General features: G+C 63.5%; 23 protein-coding genes. 13 read left to right on the top strand and 10 right to left on the bottom strand.

What is annotated here, in order from left to right:
• Positions 1 to 47: 47 nt before the first annotated feature.
• Both ahpC and C4K27_RS17685 read right to left on the bottom strand, forming a co-directional pair.
• Entirely contained in the window at positions 48 to 611 is a 564-nt protein-coding gene (gene ahpC / locus C4K27_RS17680) for an alkyl hydroperoxide reductase subunit C (RefSeq protein WP_007921754.1), read from the bottom strand.
• Positions 612 to 762: 151 nt separating this feature from the next.
• A complete protein-coding gene (locus C4K27_RS17685) occupies positions 763 to 1,701 on the bottom strand; it encodes a site-specific integrase (protein WP_053261493.1) in 939 nt (312 codons plus the stop codon).
• A 178-nt stretch (positions 1,702 to 1,879) separates the two neighbouring features.
• Between C4K27_RS17685 and C4K27_RS17690 the strand changes: the two genes are divergently transcribed.
• The gene (locus C4K27_RS17690) at positions 1,880 to 2,914 is read left to right on the top strand and encodes a DNA-binding protein (protein WP_053261494.1); all 1,035 of its coding nucleotides are present in this window, start codon (positions 1,880 to 1,882) and stop codon (positions 2,912 to 2,914) included.
• Here the strand turns inward: C4K27_RS17690 and gorA are convergent.
• Positions 2,911 to 4,269: a glutathione-disulfide reductase gene (gene gorA / locus C4K27_RS17695; RefSeq protein ID WP_053261495.1), complete on the bottom strand. Its 1,359-nt coding sequence runs from the start codon at positions 4,267 to 4,269 to the stop codon at positions 2,911 to 2,913. The two genes, C4K27_RS17690 and gorA, sit on opposite strands and share 4 nt — an antisense overlap.
• Before the next feature lie 131 nt (positions 4,270 to 4,400).
• Entirely contained in the window at positions 4,401 to 5,240 is an 840-nt protein-coding gene (gene galU / locus C4K27_RS17700) for a UTP--glucose-1-phosphate uridylyltransferase GalU (RefSeq protein ID WP_007921743.1), read from the bottom strand.
• Positions 5,241 to 5,578: 338 nt separating this feature from the next.
• Between galU and C4K27_RS17705 the strand changes: the two genes are divergently transcribed.
• Positions 5,579 to 5,767, top strand: coding sequence for a hypothetical protein (locus C4K27_RS17705; protein ID WP_053261496.1), 189 nt, complete (start codon positions 5,579 to 5,581; stop codon positions 5,765 to 5,767).
• Between the two features lie 155 nt (positions 5,768 to 5,922).
• Positions 5,923 to 6,204: a hypothetical protein gene (locus tag C4K27_RS17710; RefSeq protein ID WP_053261497.1), complete on the top strand. Its 282-nt coding sequence runs from the start codon at positions 5,923 to 5,925 to the stop codon at positions 6,202 to 6,204.
• A 12-nt stretch (positions 6,205 to 6,216) separates the two neighbouring features.
• Here the strand turns inward: C4K27_RS17710 and C4K27_RS17715 are convergent, their stop codons facing one another.
• From C4K27_RS17715 to C4K27_RS17730, 4 genes are all read right to left on the bottom strand, one after another.
• Entirely contained in the window at positions 6,217 to 6,447 is a 231-nt protein-coding gene (locus tag C4K27_RS17715) for a hypothetical protein (RefSeq protein ID WP_007921740.1), read from the bottom strand.
• A 68-nt stretch (positions 6,448 to 6,515) separates the two neighbouring features.
• The gene (locus C4K27_RS17720) at positions 6,516 to 7,439 is read right to left on the bottom strand and encodes a c-type cytochrome (RefSeq protein WP_007921738.1); all 924 of its coding nucleotides are present in this window, start codon (positions 7,437 to 7,439) and stop codon (positions 6,516 to 6,518) included.
• On the bottom strand, positions 7,436 to 8,107 hold the full coding sequence (locus C4K27_RS17725) for a c-type cytochrome (protein ID WP_053261498.1): 672 nt from the start codon (positions 8,105 to 8,107) through the stop codon (positions 7,436 to 7,438). Before C4K27_RS17725 ends, C4K27_RS17720 begins: the two co-directional genes overlap by 4 nt.
• A 183-nt stretch (positions 8,108 to 8,290) precedes the next feature.
• Positions 8,291 to 8,641 (bottom strand): hypothetical protein, encoded by a 351-nt coding sequence (locus C4K27_RS17730; protein ID WP_053261499.1) that lies wholly within the window; start codon positions 8,639 to 8,641, stop codon positions 8,291 to 8,293.
• Positions 8,642 to 8,817: 176 nt separating this feature from the next.
• Between C4K27_RS17730 and C4K27_RS17735 the strand changes: the two genes are divergently transcribed.
• The 5 genes from C4K27_RS17735 (at position 8,818) to ada (ending at position 11,971) form a co-directional block, all read left to right on the top strand.
• The gene (locus C4K27_RS17735) at positions 8,818 to 9,120 is read left to right on the top strand and encodes a DUF1883 domain-containing protein (protein ID WP_007921735.1); all 303 of its coding nucleotides are present in this window, start codon (positions 8,818 to 8,820) and stop codon (positions 9,118 to 9,120) included.
• Between the two features lie 34 nt (positions 9,121 to 9,154).
• Positions 9,155 to 9,325 (top strand): hypothetical protein, encoded by a 171-nt coding sequence (locus C4K27_RS31245; protein WP_007921734.1) that lies wholly within the window; start codon positions 9,155 to 9,157, stop codon positions 9,323 to 9,325.
• A gap of 110 nt (positions 9,326 to 9,435) precedes the next feature.
• Entirely contained in the window at positions 9,436 to 10,152 is a 717-nt protein-coding gene (locus tag C4K27_RS17740) for a 2OG-Fe(II) oxygenase (RefSeq protein WP_053261500.1), read from the top strand.
• Positions 10,142 to 10,810, top strand: coding sequence for a DNA oxidative demethylase AlkB (gene alkB / locus C4K27_RS17745; RefSeq protein WP_053261501.1), 669 nt, complete (start codon positions 10,142 to 10,144; stop codon positions 10,808 to 10,810). The genes C4K27_RS17740 and alkB overlap by 11 nt, the downstream gene beginning before the upstream one ends.
• Positions 10,811 to 10,897: 87 nt before the next feature.
• Positions 10,898 to 11,971: a bifunctional DNA-binding transcriptional regulator/O6-methylguanine-DNA methyltransferase Ada gene (gene ada, locus C4K27_RS17750; RefSeq protein ID WP_053261502.1), complete on the top strand. Its 1,074-nt coding sequence runs from the start codon at positions 10,898 to 10,900 to the stop codon at positions 11,969 to 11,971.
• Here the strand turns inward: ada and C4K27_RS17755 are convergent.
• A complete protein-coding gene (locus C4K27_RS17755) occupies positions 11,935 to 12,423 on the bottom strand; it encodes a GyrI-like domain-containing protein (RefSeq protein WP_053261503.1) in 489 nt (162 codons plus the stop codon). The genes ada and C4K27_RS17755 overlap by 37 nt on opposite strands.
• 49 nt (positions 12,424 to 12,472) lie before the next feature.
• Positions 12,473 to 13,456, bottom strand: coding sequence for an acrylyl-CoA reductase (NADPH) (gene acuI / locus C4K27_RS17760; RefSeq protein WP_053261504.1), 984 nt, complete (start codon positions 13,454 to 13,456; stop codon positions 12,473 to 12,475).
• Between the two features lie 236 nt (positions 13,457 to 13,692).
• On the opposite strand from acuI, the gene C4K27_RS17765 reads away from it, so the two are divergent.
• From C4K27_RS17765 to C4K27_RS17785, 5 genes are all read left to right on the top strand, one after another.
• Positions 13,693 to 14,757 (top strand): NAD(P)H-dependent flavin oxidoreductase, encoded by a 1,065-nt coding sequence (locus tag C4K27_RS17765; RefSeq protein WP_053261505.1) that lies wholly within the window; start codon positions 13,693 to 13,695, stop codon positions 14,755 to 14,757.
• A gap of 197 nt (positions 14,758 to 14,954) precedes the next feature.
• On the top strand, positions 14,955 to 15,722 hold the full coding sequence (modA, locus tag C4K27_RS17770; RefSeq protein ID WP_007921726.1) for a molybdate ABC transporter substrate-binding protein: 768 nt from the start codon (positions 14,955 to 14,957) through the stop codon (positions 15,720 to 15,722).
• Complete coding sequence (modB, locus tag C4K27_RS17775) at positions 15,723 to 16,403, top strand: molybdate ABC transporter permease subunit (RefSeq protein ID WP_053261506.1); 681 nt, start codon at positions 15,723 to 15,725, stop codon at positions 16,401 to 16,403. It abuts the gene before it with no gap.
• Positions 16,404 to 16,406: 3 nt separating this feature from the next.
• Entirely contained in the window at positions 16,407 to 17,495 is a 1,089-nt protein-coding gene (gene modC / locus C4K27_RS17780) for a molybdenum ABC transporter ATP-binding protein (protein ID WP_053261507.1), read from the top strand.
• A 248-nt stretch (positions 17,496 to 17,743) separates the two neighbouring features.
• Positions 17,744 to 19,384 carry an ABC-F family ATP-binding cassette domain-containing protein gene (locus C4K27_RS17785; RefSeq protein WP_053261508.1) on the top strand — a complete coding sequence of 547 codons (1,641 nt, stop codon included), beginning with the start codon at positions 17,744 to 17,746 and terminating at the stop codon, positions 19,382 to 19,384.
• The last annotated feature ends 47 nt before the right edge of the window (positions 19,385 to 19,431 follow it).

Consider the following 19,431-nt stretch of genomic DNA (forward strand, 5'->3'; position numbering starts at 1 on the left):
AGCTGACTTAGGTGCGGCGGTCCGCCCTGCTGTAGCGAGTCACAGGCTTAGATCTTGCCGACCAGGTCCAGGGAAGGAGCCAGGGTAGCCTCGCCTTCTTTCCACTTGGCTGGGCAGACTTCGCCTGGGTGGGCAGCGACGTATTGAGCGGCCTTGATCTTGCGCAGCAGCTCGGAAGCGTCACGACCAACACCGCCGTCGTTGATTTCAACGATCTTGATCTGGCCTTCAGGGTTGATCACGAAGGTGCCACGGTCAGCCAGACCGGCTTCTTCGATCAGCACGTCGAAGTTGCGGGAGATGGCCAGGGTCGGGTCGCCGATCATGGTGTAGCGGATCTTGCCGATGGCTGGCGAAGTGTTGTGCCAGGCAGCGTGGGCGAAGTGGGTGTCGGTCGAAACGCTGTAGATTTCCACGCCCAGTTTCTGGAATTCGGCGTAGTTGTCTGCCAGGTCTTCCAGCTCGGTTGGGCAAACGAAGGTGAAGTCAGCCGGGTAGAAGAACACGACGGACCATTTGCCTTTCAGGGTGGCGTCCGACACTTCGATGAACTCGCCATTCTTGAAGGCGGTTGCTTTGAACGGTTTGACTTGGCTGTTGATGATAGGCATCGGTGATTCTCCATCAGTGGGTAAAAACTTGGGTTGAAAACTTGATGGGGAGAATCCTAACCAATGCTCCCAGCCAAGGCTCATTGGCAAAGCTGATGCTGCTGATTAGGTTTGGCTATTAGCGCGCAGTATTAATAGAAGAAATGCGTATTTACTCGCCGACCGGCTTTTCCTGGGCCAGGGCCATGCCGAGAAACGGGCTGGCCTCGACGTAACGCATAGCCGACTTGATGTCCTTCCAGCCGACATAGCTCATCAGCGACTTGAGGTCCCAGCCGCTGCGATGGGCCCAGGTGGCAAAACCGCGGCGCAGGGAGTGGCTGGTGTATTGCTCGGCGGCGACCCCGGCGCGCTCCAGCGCCTGGCGCAATAACGGAATCACACTGTTGGCGTGCAGCCCCTCCTCGCCCAGATGGCCCCAGCGGTCGATGCCACGAAACACCGGCCCACGCACCAGGGCGGCGACGTTGATCCACTCGATATAGGCCTGGACCGGGCACAGCCGGCGCAACGCCGGGGTGTGCCAGGTCTTGCCGAGGTTGTCGCGGTCGCTCTTGCTGCGGGGCAGATACAGGCTGATGCCGGAGCCCGCCACCGCCTGCACATGCTCGATCCGTAGCCGGCACAACTCGTCGCTGCGAAAGCCGCGCCAGAATCCCAGGAGAATCAGCGCGCTGTCACGCCGCGCCCGCAGCAGCGCCGGCTGATTGTCATCAAGCCGGGCCTGGGTGGCTTCCTGCTCCAGCCAGGCGATTACCTGCTCCAGATGCTGCAACTGCAAAGGCTCGGCCTGTTTCTCCTGCGCCGGGTGCAGCGCGCGAATGCCCTTGAACACCTGGCGCACCACCGGGGCCTTGGTCGGGTCGGCGAAACCCTGGCTGTTGTGCCACTGCGCCAGGGCCGAGAGCCGCAGCTTCAGGGTGTTGATCGACAGCTCCCCCGCATACGCCACCAGATAACGCGCCACGCTGTCGCTGGTCGCCGGCAGAAACCCGCCCCAGGTGACCTCGAAATGCTCGATGGCCGCCCGGTAACTGCGTCGGGTGTTGTCGCGGGTCGCGGCGTGCAGATAACGATCCAGATCACTCATGGCTTGCTCGACTCGTCTTGCGTACGGAAATGGCGGGTTGCAGCAGGGCGTTCTGGTCATGACACGGGGTAATACCAGTATATCCCATGTCAATAATTCGAATATTTATCTTTGATTTTATTGTACAATTACACTTTATACATACCACGTAAAAAAGTACGTAATCGTAGGAGATCCCATGGCTCGTGGCGGCGTTAACAAGGCGGTGGTGCAAATCGCCCGTTCGGCAATCCTCGCTCGCGGCGAACACCCCAGCATCGATGCGGTGCGCATCGAAATGGGCAATACCGGCTCGAAAACCACCATTCACCGCTACCTGAAGGAGCTGGAGCAAAGCGAAGCCCGCCGCGCCGCGCCACAGGAAGCCCTGGAAGAAGAACTGACGGAACTGATCCAGCGCATGGCCCAGCGCCTGCGCGAACAGGCTCAGGAGCCCGTGGCGCAGGCCCAGGCGCAAGTGGAGGAAATGAACCAGGAACTGGCGGCGCAGCAGGCCGCGTCCGAGCAGGCACAGGCCCAGTTGCGGCAGCAACTGCAGACCCAGGCTGCAGCCCTGGCCAGCGAAAGCACGCTGCTGCAGGAAACCCGCTCCATCCTGCAGAGCGAACAGACGCGCAATGCCGGACTGAACCAGGCCCTGGCCGACTTCGAATTGCGCCTGAAAGACAAGGACGAGCAGATTCGTTCACTGGAAGAAAAGCACCTGCACGCCCGGGACGCCCTCGAGCATTACCGCAGCGCGGTCAAGGAGCAGCGCGAGCAGGACCAGCGCCGCCATGAAGGCCAGCTGCAGCAAGCGCAACAGGAACTGCGCCAGGCCCAGCAAAGCGCATTGGTGCGCCAGGACGAGATCACCCAACTGCACCGCGACAACGAACGCCTGACCAGCGAGCAACGCGCCACCCAGAAAGAGTTGCGCCAGGCACAGGAGCAGGCACAGAAAACCGACAGCAAGCTTGGCCAGTTGCTGGAGCAATCCACTCGCCTGAACAGCGAACACACCCTCCTCCAGGAACGCCTGCGCGTCGCCTTGCTGGAAAGTCATGAGTTCAAGCAGAACCTGGAGCAGCAGCTGCAGGACAATCGACAACTGGAACTGCGCGCCGCCAAGGCCGAGGCCAGCCTGGAGGCCCTGCAACTGGCTGCCGCCGCGAAGACCGAGGCGCAGCCAGAAACAGAAGAGCAGCGGCCGGAGCCGCCAGAGCAGGCTTAACCGGCGACCGGCGTGCGCATGGTGACGAACTCTTCGGCGGCCGTCGGGTGCACCCCGATGGTTTCGTCGAAATCACGCTTGGTGGCGCCGGCCTTCAAGGCAATCGCCAGGCCCTGGACGATCTCGCCGGCGTCGGGGCCGACCATATGGCAGCCCAGCACCTTGTCGGTCTCGGCATCCACCACCAGCTTCATCAGCGTGCGCTCCTGGCACTCGGTCAGGGTCAGCTTCATCGGCCGGAAGCGGCTTTCGAAGATCTGCACGTTGTGCCCGGCTTCCCGCGCCTGCTCCTCAGTCAGGCCAACGGTGCCGATATTCGGCAGGCTGAACACCGCGGTCGGGATCATGTTGTAGTCCACCGGACGATACTGTTCCGGTTTGAACAAACGCCGCGCCACAGCCATGCCTTCGGCCAGGGCCACCGGCGTCAACTGCACGCGCCCGATCACATCGCCAATCGCCAGGATCGACGGCTCGGCGCTCTGGTACTGCTCATCGACCTCGATGAAGCCACGCTTGTCGAGCTTCACCCCGGTATTTTCCAGCCCCAGGTTGTCGAGCATCGGCCGCCGGCCGGTGGCGTAGAACACACAATCGGTGGCCAGCTCGCGACCATCCTTGAGCGTGACTTTCAGGCTCCCGTCGGCCTGCTTTTCGATGCGCTCGATATCGGCATTGAACTGCAGGTCGAGCCCACGCTTGGTCAGCTCTTCCTGCAAGTGCTTGCGCACCGCACCATCGAAGCCACGCAGGAACAGCTCGCCGCGATACAGCAACTTGGTATCCGCGCCCAGGCCATGGAAGATCCCCGCGAACTCCACCGCGATATAACCGCCGCCCACCACCAGGATGCGCTTGGGCAGTTCCTTGAGGAAAAACGCCTCGTTGGAGCTGATGGCGTGTTCGCGCCCCGGAATGTCCGGGATCTGCGGCCAGCCGCCGGTGGCGATCAGGATGTGCCTGGCTGTGTAGCGCTGGCCATTGACCTCCACCTGATGCGGGTCGATCAGCCTGGCGTGGCCTTCGTGCAGGGTCACGCCACTGTTGAGCAGCAGATTGCGATAGATGCCGTTCAGGCGATTGATCTCGCAATCCTTGTTGGCAATCAGCGTGGCCCAGTCGAAGTCGGCTTCGCCCAGGCTCCAGCCGAAGCCTGCGGACTGCTCGAAGTCTTCGGCGAAGTGGGCGCCGTACACCAGCAGTTTTTTCGGCACGCAGCCGACGTTGACACAGGTACCGCCCAGATAGCGGCTTTCGGCGACCGCGACTTTCGCGCCAAAACCCGCGGCGAATCGCGCCGAACGCACACCGCCGGAACCGGCGCCAATTACATAAAGATCAAAATCGTAGGCCATTTCACTCTCCCAGGCAGGCTGACAGCATAACCGCAGATGCGTATCCGGTCAGCGCTAGAGGATTTACATAGGGGCATAAAACGAAAAAGCCACCCGAAGGTGGCTTTTCAGTACAAGGATCAAGCGGGCTATCAGTAAGCCTTGCCGGTCTTGTAGAAGTTCTCGAAGCAGAAGTTGGTCGCATCGATGTAACCTTCGGCACCACCGCAGTCGAAACGCTTGCCCTTGAACTTGTAGGCAATCACACAGCCGTCCTGGGCCTGCTTCATCAGGGCGTCGGTGATCTGGATCTCGCCACCCTTGCCCGGCTCGGTTTCTTCGATCAGCTTGAAGATGTCCGGGGTCATGATGTAGCGACCGATGATCGCCAGGTTCGACGGCGCATCTTCCGGCTTCGGCTTCTCAACCATGTTGCGTACGCGGTACAGGTCATCGCCGATCAGGTCGCCGGCAATCACCCCGTACTTGCTGGTTTCTTGCGGGTCGACTTCCATGATCGCGACGATGGTGCAGCGGTACTGCTTGTACAGCTTGACCATCTGCTTCAGCACGCCGTCACCTTCGAGGTTGACGCACAGGTCGTCCGCCAGCACCACGGCGAACGGCTCGTCACCGATCAGCGGACGGCCGGTCAGGATCGCATGACCCAGGCCTTTCATTTCGGTCTGGCGAGTGTAGGAGAACGAGCACTCGTCCAGCAGACGGCGGATACCGACCAGGTATTTTTCCTTGTCGGTGCCCTTGATCTGGTTTTCCAGCTCGTAACTGATGTCGAAGTGGTCTTCCAGGGCGCGCTTGCCGCGACCGGTGACGATGGAGATTTCGTTCAGACCGGCATCCAGTGCTTCTTCAACGCCGTACTGGATCAGTGGCTTGTTCACCACCGGCAGCATTTCTTTAGGCATGGCTTTAGTCGCTGGCAGGAAGCGAGTACCGTAACCGGCTGCTGGGAACAAGCATTTCTTGATCATATGAGTCCTTAAAAGGGCTGTACGTACGAATTTCGGCGCAGTCTAATCAGGCCGCGTGCGCCTTACAATGGGTCGCAGTGGCTAACCGCTGCCATCTAAGAGAAATATTGCCGCGGATAGTTCCCCAAATAGCTCCCCACCTTGTTCTGCACGCTCCACACATCGTTTCGAACAGACTTGCAAACACGGCTTCGCAGCATCGTACAGATAGCCCGCGCCGTAAACCGCCATCTGGCTGCAAAGCCTTAATTTTCTGCGTCCCGCCCTTGTCCGCACTCTTACAGGAACTCGTTTACCGCTATCATGGCGCCCTTGAATCCCGCCAACGAGGCAGATAGATGTCGGCAACAAAAAGCGTAAACGGTTACCAGATCAAGCAGTTGAAAGACGGCCAGTGGTGGTTGGTCAGCGCCCAGGGCGAGAACGTCGCCGGACCTTTCGCCAGCGAGGCGATGGCGGTCGAAGTGGCATCGGTGTTCGAGGACTCCGCAGGCCACGCGTCGGCACGTCGCAATCCCAAGTCCTGAGACGGCCTCTGCACTGAAGAGCCCTGCCCCGCGCAGGGCTTTTTCATGCCGATCTATACCGCAGTGGCGGTTCGCTATAGCATCTCGCCCCAGACGCTCGCCAAGGGTGTCCAGCCCTCCCCCGGGGCTCAAACTTCTCGACGACGACCACACCCATGCACAAACTTCTGGCACTGACTGCGGTACTGGCCCTGAGCGGATGCGCCACCGTTTCCGATACCTACCTGGAGAACGGCGAGCAAGGCCTGAGCATCGATTGCTCCGGCGAAGCCAGCTCCTGGGCCAGCTGCTATGAAAAGGCCGACGCTTCCTGTGCCGGCACCGGCTATCGGATCGTTGGCACCGACGGCACGCCGTCGCTCAAGGAAAGCGACAAGACCCTGGGGGCGGACGTTGGCAACTACAAAAGCCGCAGCGTGGTGGTGGTCTGCAAGTAGCAGGCGCACGGCCTACATATGAATCTCGGCAAACTTGATGCCCAGGTTGCGAATGGTTTCGATCAGGTCGTCCAGTCGGTCGAATGACTCGACTTCATCGTTGTCATCCACCAGAAAATAGCTGCGCCCCGCGCTTTTCTTGAAGAATACGATCCATTCCCCGGAATTCGCCGGATTCTGAATCACATGGGTCGCAGAGATATGCCCCTCTGCATGCCTCTCCCGGACTGTTTCGCGCTTCATGCTTTCTCCCAAAAAACGATGCCGCCGAAACCTGGGTTTCGACGGCATCTTTGACAATGGCCGACAGTTTATCGGATGCCCTGGCCAATCAGCACGCCATCTACCGTCTGGCCATACAGATTGACCCCGTCGTTGGCGTGGAACTTGAGCCGCGTCTTCTCGATGGAGCCCTCCACCAGGCGCGGGTCCTGCGGTCGTTCATGGCGGTTGACGAACGCCGCCACGTCCCAAGCCTGCTGGTCGCTCAAGCTGCCGGCCTTGCCCAGGGGCATGTTGTATTTGATAAAGGACGCCGCCGTGTTGATCCGGTGCATTCCCGCGCCCCAGTTATAGGAGTCCTTGCCCCAGAGCGGCGGCATGACATAGTCGGCGCCGACCTTCTGGCCCTGGCCGTTGTCGCCATGGCAGACCGCGCATTGCGCCCGGTACACCTGCTCGCCACGGGCCAGGTCGTAGCCCTGGGCTGGCTGCGGCACTTCGGGGTAACCCCGCCCAGGCAACTCGACAGCGATCGGCGCCTTGCTCGCCAGCCAGTAGGAATACACCGACAAGGCGGTGATCTCGTAGCTGTCGGCGGCCGGCGGCGTGCCGTTCATGCTGAACTGGAAGCAGCCCTGCAAGCGTTCGGCGTAGGTGTTCACCTTGTTGTTCTTCTTACGGTACGCCGGGTACATCGGATAGGCGCCCCACAGCGGCGCGGAGTTGGCCAGCCGCCCCTGATCCAGGTGGCAGTTGCTGCAATTGAGCCCATTGCCGACGAACTTCGGCGCCAGGCGCTTGGTATCGACGAACAGCGCATAACCGTCACGGACCATCTTGCCGTAGGCATTGTCCGGTAGCTCGCTCTCCGCCGGTGGCTGGAAATACCCGGGATGGGCAGCGTTCACCGCCGGTTCCCGCAACTGTGATTGGTCCTCCATGGCGACCGCGGCGCCATAAGCCTGGGCCGTCAGCAAGGCGAGGGAAAAGCCCAGTAGAAGATCACGCTTCATGGCTTGGACTCCTGGTTATCGGCCTTGGCCAACTGGCTGCCAACCTTGGCGAAATAATCGGCCACCGCCGTGATTTCCTCGGGGCTCAGGGCCTTGGCGATGTGTCCCATCAGGTCGTTCGGGTCGTTGCGGCGCGTGCCGTCGCGCCAGGCATTCAATTGCCCGGCGAGGTACGCCGCGGGTTGCCCGGCCAACGGCGGAAAGGCGTCTCCCACGCCCACGCCACCCGGCCCATGACAGGTCACGCACTCCGGAACCTGCCGCTCCCAGGCGCCGCGCAAGGCCAGCCTCGCCCCCACGCCTTCAGCCAGGGAGCTACGGTTGATCGGCGCTGGCGTCGCAGCCGGCATGGCCGCCAGGGTCTGGCTGACCGCGTCTATCTCGTCATCGCTCAGGGCCTTGGCCAGTGGCTGCATGACCGGGTTGCTGCGCGCACCGCTGCGAAAATCTTCCAGCTGCTTGCGCAGGTAACCCGCCGACAATCCCGCCAGGCGCGGAAACCCGGCGGCCGCCAGGCCCAGGCCATCGCCACCATGACAGGCCAGGCACGCCGTGGCACCGGGCTGCGCTCCACCCTGGGCAAAGACTTTCTGCCCATCCACGGCCTGGGCATTGGCGACAAAAAACAGCATCAGGCTGCTCAGCAGTATTTGATCCACGGGGATCATGGCGAACTCCATTTTTCTAGTTATATTCTTAGGCTTATTTTATATAAGCCTACAAAGAGTAGGCCAATAGACCTTTGGCTACAACGCGAAACCAGCCGGGCCTGCCTTGCCACCAGGCATAAAAAACCCGCCCTCGCCACGGAAATCCGGGCCAGGGCGGGCTGTTGAAAAATCGCTTGGCTATTAGCCGGAAATGCAGTCCTCCGCCGCCTTGCGGATATCGCCCGGACGCATGGGCACATTGGACATGCTTTCATGCAGCTTGATGCTGCTGCCACCGGAACGCTCCTCGATATCGAATACCGCGGTCGGGCCCGACGAGACTTTCTGCGGAACGATAATGCGCATACCATCCTTATGCGGTTCGACCTGCAACTGGCCACGGCTGTCAGCCAGTTTGTCGCTGACGCACTTGGCGTACTCCTGCGGCTTTTTCCCTGAAATCACGTTCAGGGTGGGCAATGTCTGGTTAATATCCGAGACCGTCGCACAGCCACTGATCGCCAAAGCCAGAATCAACACACCCCACTTCATACATTTCCTCCGATAAAGACCGTCCGACCGCAGAAATGGCATTTTTCTCCGGATCAGTCAGATTTATCCTAAATAATCGGCAAATAACTGTTTTAAATTGTCAAAGCCGCCTGCCGCGGCCTGATAAACTGCGCCATCGTTTTGATTTTGTAGCAAAAGCCCTTCTGGAGGCGCCCATGAAATTTATCCACCAGCGCGAGCACCTCAACGAAGACGATATCGTCGTCATCGAATGCTCCCAGGTCTGCAACATCCGCCTGATGAACGACGCCAACTTCCGAAGCTTCAAGAACGGCGGACGTCACACCTATCATGGCGGCGCGTTCGACAAGTTCCCGGCCAAGATCACCGCGCCGAGCACCGGCTTCTGGAATATCACCATCGACACCGTCAACCGCCGGCCCATCAGCGTTACCCGCAAGCCGAACCTGACCCACTCGATCAAGATCATCCGCCGGTCCAGCTCGAAACTGCGCTGAACCCCGCCCCAGCCCGCGACCAACAGGTATCACCGTGGCCCAAACGACCAAGTATGTCATCAAATACAAACTCAACGGCGAGCGCCGTTTCGAGTTCGCCCAGCTGGAAAGCGGCACTCAGGAAGAAGCCAAGGCTGCGCTGGAAGCCCTGCATGGCCAGACCGACGACGTCATCAGTGACGTCAGCGTGAGCAAGGCGCTGTAAGTCCCTGCTCCTAGAACCTGTGACGAATTCGAGCGCAAGCGGCGGAGTGTGAGCGGCCCGCGCGCTTCCCAGAATGGCGGACCTCAGCCTCTACTCCGGGAACCGCCAGCATGTCCGCCCCCTCCCTCGAACAACGCCTCGCCTGCCTGGACTGGGCCTCGATCGAGCAGCAGCTCGACCAGGACGGCAGCGCGGTGATCGACAACCTGCTCAGCGCCGACCAATGTCATGAGCTCGGCAGTCTGTATCCCCACAGCGAGTTGTTTCGTTCGCGGGTAGTCATGGCCAGGCACGGTTTCGGCCGCGGCGAGTATCAGTATTTCGCCTACCCCTTGCCGCAACGGGTCGCCGAATTGCGCGGCCAGTTCTATCCGCGCCTGGTGCCGCTGGCCAATCGCTGGAACCAGCTGATGAATATCCCCGTGCAATATCCGCCCCGGCATGAAGATTTTCTCCAGCGCTGCCACACCGCTGGTCAGCAGCGGCCGACGCCCTTGTTGCTGCAATATGGCCCGCAGGATTACAACTGCCTGCACCAGGACTTGTATGGCGACAACGTATTCCCCCTGCAGGTCGCGATCCTCCTGTCCCGTCCCGGGATCGATTTCACTGGCGGTGAATTCGTCATCACCGAACAGCGCCCGCGCATGCAGTCGCGGCCGCAGGTCATCGGTCTGAAGCAGGGTGATGCGCTGATCTTCGCCGTGCATCATCGTCCGGTACCCGGCGTGCGCGGCCATTACCGGGTGACGTTGCGCCATGGCGTCAGCCGCCTGCACAGCGGTCGCCGCCATACGCTAGGAGTGATCTTCCACGATGCCCAGTAATTTTACCGGCGAGCTGTTCGGCGAACCCGAGCTGCAACAGGCCCCGCGCACCGAACAGATCGGCCCGCAGTCCTTTGTGCTTCGCGGCTTCGCCCTGCCCTGGGTCGAGCGCCTGCTGCCGGCCCTGCGTGGCGTGCTGCGCGCCGCGCCGTTCCGGCAGATGGTCACGCCGGGCGGTTTCACCATGTCGGTCGGCTTGAGCAGTTGCGGCCAGCTGGGCTGGACCACCGACCGCAGCGGCTACCGTTACACTGCCATCGATCCGCAGAGCGGCCAGCCCTGGCCGGCGATGCCCGAGGTGTTGCGCGAACTGGCCCGGGCCGCCGCGACCCAGGCCGGCTTTGCCGGGTTCGAACCGGACGCCTGCCTGATCAATCACTATGTGCCCGGCGCCCGCATGTCCCTGCACCAGGACAAGGACGAACGCGATTACGATGCACCGATCGTCTCCGTCTCCCTGGGCTTGCCGGCGGTGTTTCAGCTGGGTGGCGAGCGCCGCAGCGAGCGCCCGTTGCGGGTGCCGCTGCTGCATGGCGATGTGGTGGTCTGGGGCGGTGTCGACCGTCTGCGTTATCACGGCGTGCTGCCACTCAAGGAAGGCACGCACCCGCTGCTGGGCCCACGACGCATCAACCTGACCTTTCGCCGGGCCGGTTGATCCCGCGAGAATTCAAGCGCAAGACTCGGAGTGCCAGGCACCCTGCCCTTGGTTAATCTGAGCGACATCCGCCACCGAGTAGAGCCCATGACCATGGTCCAGCCCAAGCCCACCACCGCCAGCGATCCACGCTGGCTCGCCGTCCTGGCCCGTGATGCGAGCGCCGATGGCCAGTTCGTCTATGGGGTAAAAACCACCGGGGTCTACTGCCGCCCCAGCAGCCTGTCGCGCCTGCCACGGCCGGAGAACGTCGAATTCTTCGACACCGCGGAGCAAGCCGAAGCCGCCGGTTACCGGCCGAGCAAACGCAGCGCCAGCGACCAGACCCAGGTGGCCGCGCACCATGCCAGCCTGGTAGCCGCCGCGTGCCGGCAGATCGAGTCGGCTGAAGCGCTGCCCAGCCTGAAACAGCTGGCCGAGCAAGCCGGCATGAGCAGCTTCCACTTTCACCGGGTGTTCAAGGCCGCCACCGGGCTGACCCCGAAAGGCTACGCCAGCGCCCACCGTTCGCGGCGGGTGCGGCGCCAACTGGAGCACGGCCACTCGGTGACCGACGCGCTGTACGACGCCGGCTTCAATTCCAACAGCCGCTTCTACGAAACCGCCGACCAGTTGCTCGGCATGAAACCCAGCGACTACCGCGCCGGCGGCCTGAACGCCGATATCCGCTTCGCTGTCGGCCAGTGCTTCCTGGGCGCGATCCTGGTCGCCCAGAGCAACCGCGGGGTCTGCGCGATCCTGCTGGGCGACGACCCCAATGCCCTGGTGCAGGACCTGCAGGACAAATTCCCACGGGCCAACCTGATCGGCGCCGACCAGGGTTTCGAGCAACTGGTGGCCAAGGTGGTGGGGTTTATCGAAGCGCCGGCGCTTGGCCTGGACCTGCCGCTGGACCTGCAAGGCACGGCGTTCCAGGAGCGGGTGTGGCTGGCTCTCAAGGAGATTCCGCCGGGCAGCACCGCCAGCTACGCCGAGATCGCCCAGCGCATCGGCGCGCCGAAGTCCTTTCGCGCCGTGGCCCAGGCCTGTGGGGCCAACAGCCTGGCGGTGGCGATCCCTTGCCACCGGGTGGTGCGCAGCGACGGTAACCTGTCCGGCTACCGCTGGGGCGTGGAGCGCAAGCGTCAGTTGCTCGAACGCGAGAACTCGTCCGAGGCCTGAATGCCGATGTACACCGACACCGATTCCGGCCCGGTGTACACCTCGAAGTCCGTGGCGAAGCGCCGGCGGACCTGCGGGTTGTCCTCGAAGTAAGCCCAGACCAGGCCCCAGGTCTGGATCACCACGTCCGGCATCGGCCCCTTGGCGGAGAACGCCAGGTATTCGCCGCCCTGCACCTGCACCAACGGATAACCGGTGTTGCCTTCTCCCACCGCTACGCCGGCGGTGACATCGAAGTGCCCCGAGGCATCGGACTCGTAGTTGGAGTACAGGCCGTAGATGAACGAGTCCGACTGCCGGTGACCGATGCTGTCGAACAAGCCTTCGACAAAAAACCGCTCCCACATCGGCCCGATCCGCGCGCTGTCCGCTTGTTGCTCGTCGGCATTGCAGGTGCGTACCTGCAAGCCCGAGACACAGAACGGCTGAACCTCTCGCAGTTTGACATCCATGCTTGGTACTCCTTTGTGGCGTTTATCTGGGTGACCGGCGGGCACGGTATCAGCGATTCACATCCACCACCACGCGCCCGCGCAACTCGCCGGCCAACAGACGCGGCGCGGCGGCGATGGCTTCGCTGAGGCCGATCTCATGGCTGATCAACGGCAGCAGGGCCGGGTCCAGATCGCGGGTCAGGCGCTGCCAGGCCTCGATCCGCCGGGCCTTGGGTTGGGTCACGCTGTTGATCCCGGCCAGGGTCACGCCCCGCAGGATGAAGGGCGCCACCGACGCCGGGAAGTCCATGCCCTGGGCCAGCCCGCAGGCGGCCACGATGCCGTTGGCCTTGGTGCTGGCGCAGGCATTGGCCAGGGTATGGCTACCCACCGAGTCGATCACCGCCGCCCAACGCTCCTTGGCCAACGGCTTGCCCGGCGCGGACAGGCTGGCGCGGTCGATGACCTCGCTGGCGCCCAGGCGCTTGAGGTAGTCCTGCTCGGCAGTGCGCCCGGTGGACGCCACCACCCGATAACCCAGCCGGGCCAACAGGGCTATGGCAAAGCTGCCGACCCCGCCATTGGCCCCGGTGACCAGCACCTCGCCCTGGCCCGGGGTCAGGCCATGGCGCTCCAGCGCCAGGATACTGAGCATCGCCGTATACCCCGCCGTGCCGATGGCCATGGCCTCGGCCGCGCTGAACGCCTGGGGCAAGGGAATCAGCCAGTCGCCGTCCAGCCGTGCCTTCTGCGCCAGGCCGCCCCAATGTCCTTCGCCCACACCCCAACCGTTGAGCAGCACCGAGTCGCCGGGCTGATAGTCCGGGTGGCTGCTGGACTCGACAATGCCTGCCAGATCGATCCCCGGCACCATGGGAAACTTGCGCACCACCGGGCTGCTGCCGGTGATGGCCAGGCCATCCTTGAAGTTCAGGGTGCTGTAGGCCACCCGCACCGTCACATTGCCCTCGGGCAACTGCTCTTCGTCAATCTCGCGCAGCGCCGCGCGATAACCGGCGTCGTCTTTCTCGATCAAAATACCCTTGAACATCACTGCCTCCCGATAGACCCATGGCCGGGCCGTGAACTTGAGTTTCAGGTTACAAAGTCGCCACCTTCCCAGCCCGGACGGGAAAAATCCACGCTCTTTTCGTCGTAGGCCGCCCACGCCCCGCTCCTGCAAGTGATCGTGCCACCCCAGCCAAAGTCGACTGGCCTTGATTGCCTGTCTCCTGATACAAACCCCGGGTTGCCGTCCTTATCTCTTGACGTCGGAGCATCATTCACATGAGCCAATGGCCTGACACCCGTATTCTCGACCTGCTGGGCATCGAGCTGCCGATCATCCAGGCGCCGATGGCCGGCGCGACCACTACCGCCATGGTGATCGCCGCCGCCCAGGCGGGTGGCCTCGGTTCCCTGCCCTGCGCCATGCTGACGGCCGAGCAGATCCGCCAGGATGTCCAGAGCATCCGCCAGGCGACCCGCGCGCCGCTGAACCTGAATTTCTTCTGCCATCAGAACCCGATACCCGACCCGGAACGGGAAACCCGCTGGAAAAATACCCTGGAACCCTACTACCGCGAGCTCGGCGTCGATTTCGATGCGCCGACCCCGGTCAGCAGCCGCGCGCCCTTCGACACCGTCAGTTGCGAACTGGTGGAAGAACTGCGCCCGCAAATCGTCAGCTTCCACTTCGGCCTGCCGGACCCGGCCCTGCTCGTGCGGGTCAAGGCCACCGGGGCGAAGATCCTGTCGTCGGCCAGCACCGTCGACGAAGCGATCTGGCTGGAACAGCACGGCTGCGATGCGATCATCGCCATGGGCTACGAGGCCGGCGGCCATCGGGCGATCTTCCTCAGCGAAGACCTCAACACTCAGGTCGGCACCATGGCCCTGGTGCCGCAGATCGTCGATGCGGTGCGGGTGCCGGTGATTGCCGCCGGCGGGATCGGCGACGCCCGTGGCATAGTCGCCGCCTTCGCCCTCGGCGCCTCGGCGGTACAACTGGGCACCGCCTACCTGTTCACTCCGGAAGCCAAGGTCAGTGCCGCCCACCACAAGGCCCTGCGTACCGCCAAGGAGAGCGAAACCGCCCTGACCAACCTGTTCACCGGGCGCCCGGCGCGGGGCATTCTCAACCGGGTGATGCGCGACATCGGCCCGATCAGCCCCCTGGCGCCGGCCTTCCCCCTCGCCGGTGGCGCGCTGATGCCGCTGCGCGCCAAGGACGACGCCGACTTCGCCAGCCTCTGGTCCGGCCAGGCCTTGCGCCTCGGGGTCGAACTGCCGACCGCGGAACTGACCCGCACCCTGGCCGCCCAGGCCCTGGCCAAGCTGACCGGCCGCTAAACCCGGCACGCCGCGACTGCGGTCGCGGCGTTTTGCGCAAAACCTCCATTTGCCCTCAAGGCCGCGCGACCTTTGCAGTTCCGTTCGCTGGCGATTCGCTATATATTTCCGTATACAGCGTTTCACCCCCCCCCCCCGGTGCCGTCCATTTCCAATACCGCCAACCGCCCAACGTCCCTTCGCCAATGGAGCTGTTCATGAACCGTCGTCTCTCAGGTTTTGCCCCGACCTGCCTTGCCGCCTTGCTCGCCGCCTGCGCTTTGGGCCCGGCCCAGGCCGCTGAAGTGCAGGTGGCGGTCGCCGCCAACTTCACCGCGCCAATCCAGGCCATCGCCGCCGACTTCGAGAAAGACACCGGGCACAAGCTGGTGGCCGCCTATGGCGCTACCGGGCAGTTCTATACCCAGATCAAGAACGGCGCGCCGTTCGAAGTGTTCCTCGCCGCCGACGACAGCACCCCGGAAAAACTCGACAGCGAAGGCGCCACCGTCAAAGGCTCGCGCTTCACCTACGCCATCGGCACCCTGGCGCTGTGGTCGGCCAAGGCTGGCTACGTCGACAGCCAGGGCCAGGTGCTCAAGGCCAACCAGTACCAGCACCTGTCCATCGCCAACCCGAAAGCCGCGCCTTACGGCCTGGCCGCCACCCAGGTATTGGCCAGGCTGGGCTTGAGCGAGCAGGTCAAGGGCAAGCTCGTCGAAGGCCAGAACATCACCCAGGCCTATCAGTTCGTCTCCACCGGCAACGCCGAACTGGGCTTTGTCGCCTTGTCGCAGATCTACAAAGACGGCAAAGTCAGCAGCGGCTCGGCCTGGATAGTCCCGGCCGAGATGCACGACCCGATCAAACAAGACGCGGTGATCCTCGACAAGGGCAAGGACAACCCGGCGGCCAAGGCCCTGGTTGACTACCTCAAGGGACCGAAAGCCGCTGCCATCATCCAGTCCTACGGTTACCAACGCTAAATGCCGCTATCGAGTGCCGACTTTTCCGCCATCTGGCTGACCCTGCAACTGGCGTCGCTGACGACCCTGATCCTGCTGATCGTCGGTACGCCGATTGCGTTATGGCTGTCGCGCACGCGCTCGTGGCTGCGGGGGCCGATCGGCGCCATCGTCGCCCTGCCCCTGGTCCTGCCGCCGACGGTGATCGGCTTTTACCTGCTGCTCGCCCTCGGCCCCAACGGCTCCATCGGCCAGCTCACCCAGGCCCTCGGCCTGGGCACCCTGACCTTCAGTTTCAGCGGCCTGGTGATCGGCTCGGTGATCTATTCCATGCCCTTTGTCGTGCAGCCGCTGCAGAACGCCTTTACCGCGATCGGCAGCCGTCCGCTGGAAGTGGCGGCGACCTTGCGCGCCAATCCCTGGGACACCTTCTTCAGCGTAATCCTGCCACTGGCCAGGCCGGGGTTCATTACCGCGGCCATTCTCGGGTTCGCCCACACCGTCGGCGAGTTCGGCGTGGTGCTGATGATCGGCGGCAATATTCCCGAGAAAACCCGGGTGGTCTCGGTGCAGATCTACGACCATGTCGAAGCCCTGGAATACGCCCAGGCCCACTGGCTGGCCGGTGCCATGCTGGTGTTCTCGTTCCTGGTGTTGCTGGCGCTGTACTCCAGCCGCAAAACCCGCGCTGGCTGGAGTTGAATCGTGAGTGCATCGATCCATGTGCGCCTCAAGCGCACCTATAAAGATTTCAGCCTCGACCTCGACCTGGAGTTGCCGGGCCGTGGCGTCACCGCGTTGTACGGGCACTCCGGCTCCGGCAAGACCACCTGCCTGCGCTGCATCGCCGGCCTGGAACAGGCCGAACAGGGCCTGGTGCGGATCAACGACGAAGTCTGGCAGGACAGCCAGCGCCAACTGTTCGTGGCGCCGCACAAACGCTCCCTGGGTTATGTGTTCCAGGAAGCCAGCCTGTTCGCCCACCTGTCGGTACAGGCCAACCTGGAGTTCGGTCTCAAACGCATTCCGCGCGCGCAGCGTCGTGTGGACATGGCCCAGGCCACCGAGTTGCTGGGCATCGGCCATCTGCTGCGGCGCCACCCGCACAACCTGTCCGGCGGCGAACGCCAGCGTGTCGGCATTGCCCGCGCGCTGCTCACCAGCCCGCGGCTGCTGCTGATGGACGAACCCTTGGCGGCCCTCGACAGCAAACGCAAAGGCGAGATCCTGCCGTACCTCGAACGCCTGCATGACGAGCTGGAAATCCCGGTGCTGTACGTCAGCCACTCGCAGGATGAAGTGGCGCGCCTGGCCGACCATATCGTCCTGCTGGAAAACGGCCGCGCCCTGGCCAGCGGGCCGATCGGCGAAACCCTGGCCCGTCTCGACCTGCCCCTGGCCCTGGGTGACGACGCCGGGGTGGTGATCGAAGGCCAGGTCAGCCACTACGACAGCGGTTACCAGTTGCTCGCCCTGCAACTGCCCGGCAGCCAGCTGCGGGTGCGGGTCGCCCATGCGCCGATGGCCATCGGCAAGCACTTGCGCTTCAAGGTCCAGGCGCGGGACGTCAGCCTCAGCCTGCAAGCGGGCGAGCACAGCAGCATCCTCAACCGCCTGCCGGTGACGGTCAGCGGCGAAATCCCCGCCGACAACACCGCGCATGTCCTGGTGCGCCTGGATGTCGCCGGCAACCCGCTGCTGGCACGGATCACCCGCTACTCCCGCGACCAGCTGGAACTGCATCCGGGCCAGCAACTCTGGGCGCAGATCAAGGCGGTGGCCGTGCTCGCCTGAGCCGGGCGCAACCGTTTCTCGCGAGCAAGCTCGCTCCTACAAGGGCGAGCATTGGATCTGTAGGAGCGAGCTGGCTCGCGATAGCCGCGCCGCGGGTTGTCATCCGGCCCACCCGCGCGTTAGGCTAGCCGCCCTTCCCCGTCACCGGACGATTGCCGACGTGAACAACTAAGCCTTCCAGAAATGTATTCGCGACAAGCCGCCTTGCAGCGCTTGTTGGCCTTTTTCGACATTTTCCGGAGGTGCTGATGACTCACGTCACACGGCTGCCTGCGCTGGTTTCCCTGAACCAGCTGACCTTCCAGTTCGCCCATGGCGAAACCCTGTTCGATTCGCTCGACCTGACATTCGATGCCTTGCCCACCGGCATAGTCGGGCGCAATGGCACCGGCAAGAGCGTGCTCGCGCGCCTGATCGCCGGCGAACTTTCACCGTCCTCGGGCAGCGTCACGCGCTTCGCCCGCGTGGCCTATGTCGCCCAGGAGCATCTGGCGCAGGAGGGCCAGAGCGTCGCCCAGGTCGCCGGTATCGCTGAGGCCCTGGCCGCCCTCGGGCGCCTCGCCGCGGGCCAGGCCTCGATGGCCGACCTGGCGCAAGTAGACGAGCGCTGGGACCTTGGCGAACGCCTGCGCCGCCTGCTGGACGAGGCCGGTCTCGACAGGGTCGGCCCCGACGATCCGGCCGCCAGCCTCAGCGGTGGGCAACGGGCGCGTATCGCGGTGATCGGCGCCCTGCTCAGCGATGCCCAGCTGCTGATACTCGACGAACCGAGCAACCACCTCGACGAGCCCGGTCGCCAGTGGCTGCTGGCGCAGCTTCGGCAGTGGCGCGGCGGACTGCTGCTGATCAGCCATGACCGCCAGCTGCTGGCGCAGATGCAGCGCATCGTCGAACTCACGCCCCAGGGCGCGCGAATCTGCGGCGGCAACTACGCGGCGTTCCGCGCCCAGCGCGAAGCCGAGCACGGCGCCGCGCGGGCCGCCCTGGAACACGCCCGAACCGAACGCAGTCGCGAACAAAAGCGCCTGCAGCGCGAGCACGACACTATCCAGCGCCACGCCGCCGGCGCCCGACGTTATGCCGACACTGCCAACATCGCCAGCTTTGAACGGATGAAGATAAAAGGCGCCGCCCGGGACATCATGGGCCATGTGCGCAACCGCCAGCAGGGCCACAAGAACAACCTCGATCAGCAGGTCCGCGACGCCTATGCGCGGCTGGTGCCGCAGGCGCCAACCCTGGTGACGCTGCCCGGCACCGCGGTGCCCCAGGGGCAACAGGTGTTCTGCCTGACCCGAGCGCAATTGCCCTGGCTGCCGCCCGAGGCCGCTGCCAGCTACCTCGACCTGACCGTCACCGGGCCCATGCGCATCGCAGTCAGCGGGCCCAACGGCTGCGGAAAATCCACCCTGCTGAAGATGCTGGCCGGCGAGATCCAGCCCTTGAGCGGCCAATGCGAAGTGCGGCTGGCCAGCGCTTGCCTTGACCAGCGCCTGTCGCTGCTCGATCCCGAGCGTTCGATCCTCGAACACCTGGGAGCCCTCGACCGGCCACTGCAGGAAGGCCTGCTGCGCAGCCGCCTGGCCTGGCTGCAACTCGACGCCCAGCGCGTGACCCAGCCCTGTGGCCGGCTCAGCGGCGGCGAACGGCTCAAAGCCGCGCTGGCGATTGCCCTGTGGCGCGACACACCGGCCAAGCTGTTGCTCCTGGATGAGCCGACCAACCACCTGGACCTGGAATCGGTGGAAGCCTTCGAAAGCGCCCTGCGCGATTTCCCCGGCGCGATGCTGGTGGTGTCCCACGACCGCGAGTTCCTCGCCGCCATGGCGCCCAGCCACCGGCTGCAATGGACGGCAGCCGGCTGGAGACTGGACGAGGAAAACCAATGAACAGGCTTTTGCACGAATTTCAAAGTTGCTTCTATAGTTGCTCTGAG

Source organism: Pseudomonas chlororaphis subsp. chlororaphis (assembly GCF_003945765.1).
Classification (GTDB): Bacteria; Pseudomonadota; Gammaproteobacteria; order Pseudomonadales; family Pseudomonadaceae; genus Aquipseudomonas; species Aquipseudomonas chlororaphis.

Excerpts from the sequence above, each read along its gene's own strand:
- ahpC (WP_007921754.1), bottom strand. The coding sequence starts at position 611 with ATGCCTATCATCAACAGCCAAGTCAAACCGTTCAAAGCAACCGCCTTC.
- C4K27_RS17735 (WP_007921735.1), top strand. The coding sequence starts at position 8,818 with ATGAAATTTATCCACCAGCGCGAGCACCTCAACGAAGACGATATCGTC.
- C4K27_RS17715 (WP_007921740.1), bottom strand. The coding sequence starts at position 6,447 with ATGAAGCGCGAAACAGTCCGGGAGAGGCATGCAGAGGGGCATATCTCT.
- C4K27_RS17720 (WP_007921738.1), bottom strand. The coding sequence starts at position 7,439 with ATGAAGCGTGATCTTCTACTGGGCTTTTCCCTCGCCTTGCTGACGGCC.
- C4K27_RS17685 (WP_053261493.1), bottom strand. The coding sequence starts at position 1,701 with ATGAGTGATCTGGATCGTTATCTGCACGCCGCGACCCGCGACAACACC.
- acuI (WP_053261504.1), bottom strand. The coding sequence starts at position 13,456 with ATGTTCAAGGGTATTTTGATCGAGAAAGACGACGCCGGTTATCGCGCG.
- C4K27_RS17710 (WP_053261497.1), top strand. The coding sequence starts at position 5,923 with ATGCACAAACTTCTGGCACTGACTGCGGTACTGGCCCTGAGCGGATGC.
- modB (WP_053261506.1), top strand. The coding sequence starts at position 15,723 with ATGCCGCTATCGAGTGCCGACTTTTCCGCCATCTGGCTGACCCTGCAA.
- C4K27_RS17705 (WP_053261496.1), top strand. The coding sequence starts at position 5,579 with ATGTCGGCAACAAAAAGCGTAAACGGTTACCAGATCAAGCAGTTGAAA.
- galU (WP_007921743.1), bottom strand. The coding sequence starts at position 5,240 with ATGATCAAGAAATGCTTGTTCCCAGCAGCCGGTTACGGTACTCGCTTC.
- C4K27_RS17730 (WP_053261499.1), bottom strand. The coding sequence starts at position 8,641 with ATGAAGTGGGGTGTGTTGATTCTGGCTTTGGCGATCAGTGGCTGTGCG.
- gorA (WP_053261495.1), bottom strand. The coding sequence starts at position 4,269 with ATGGCCTACGATTTTGATCTTTATGTAATTGGCGCCGGTTCCGGCGGT.
- alkB (WP_053261501.1), top strand. The coding sequence starts at position 10,142 with ATGCCCAGTAATTTTACCGGCGAGCTGTTCGGCGAACCCGAGCTGCAA.
- ada (WP_053261502.1), top strand. The coding sequence starts at position 10,898 with ATGACCATGGTCCAGCCCAAGCCCACCACCGCCAGCGATCCACGCTGG.
- C4K27_RS17740 (WP_053261500.1), top strand. The coding sequence starts at position 9,436 with ATGTCCGCCCCCTCCCTCGAACAACGCCTCGCCTGCCTGGACTGGGCC.
- C4K27_RS17785 (WP_053261508.1), top strand. The coding sequence starts at position 17,744 with ATGACTCACGTCACACGGCTGCCTGCGCTGGTTTCCCTGAACCAGCTG.
- modA (WP_007921726.1), top strand. The coding sequence starts at position 14,955 with ATGAACCGTCGTCTCTCAGGTTTTGCCCCGACCTGCCTTGCCGCCTTG.
- C4K27_RS17690 (WP_053261494.1), top strand. The coding sequence starts at position 1,880 with ATGGCTCGTGGCGGCGTTAACAAGGCGGTGGTGCAAATCGCCCGTTCG.
- C4K27_RS17755 (WP_053261503.1), bottom strand. The coding sequence starts at position 12,423 with ATGGATGTCAAACTGCGAGAGGTTCAGCCGTTCTGTGTCTCGGGCTTG.
- C4K27_RS17765 (WP_053261505.1), top strand. The coding sequence starts at position 13,693 with ATGAGCCAATGGCCTGACACCCGTATTCTCGACCTGCTGGGCATCGAG.
- C4K27_RS17725 (WP_053261498.1), bottom strand. The coding sequence starts at position 8,107 with ATGATCCCCGTGGATCAAATACTGCTGAGCAGCCTGATGCTGTTTTTT.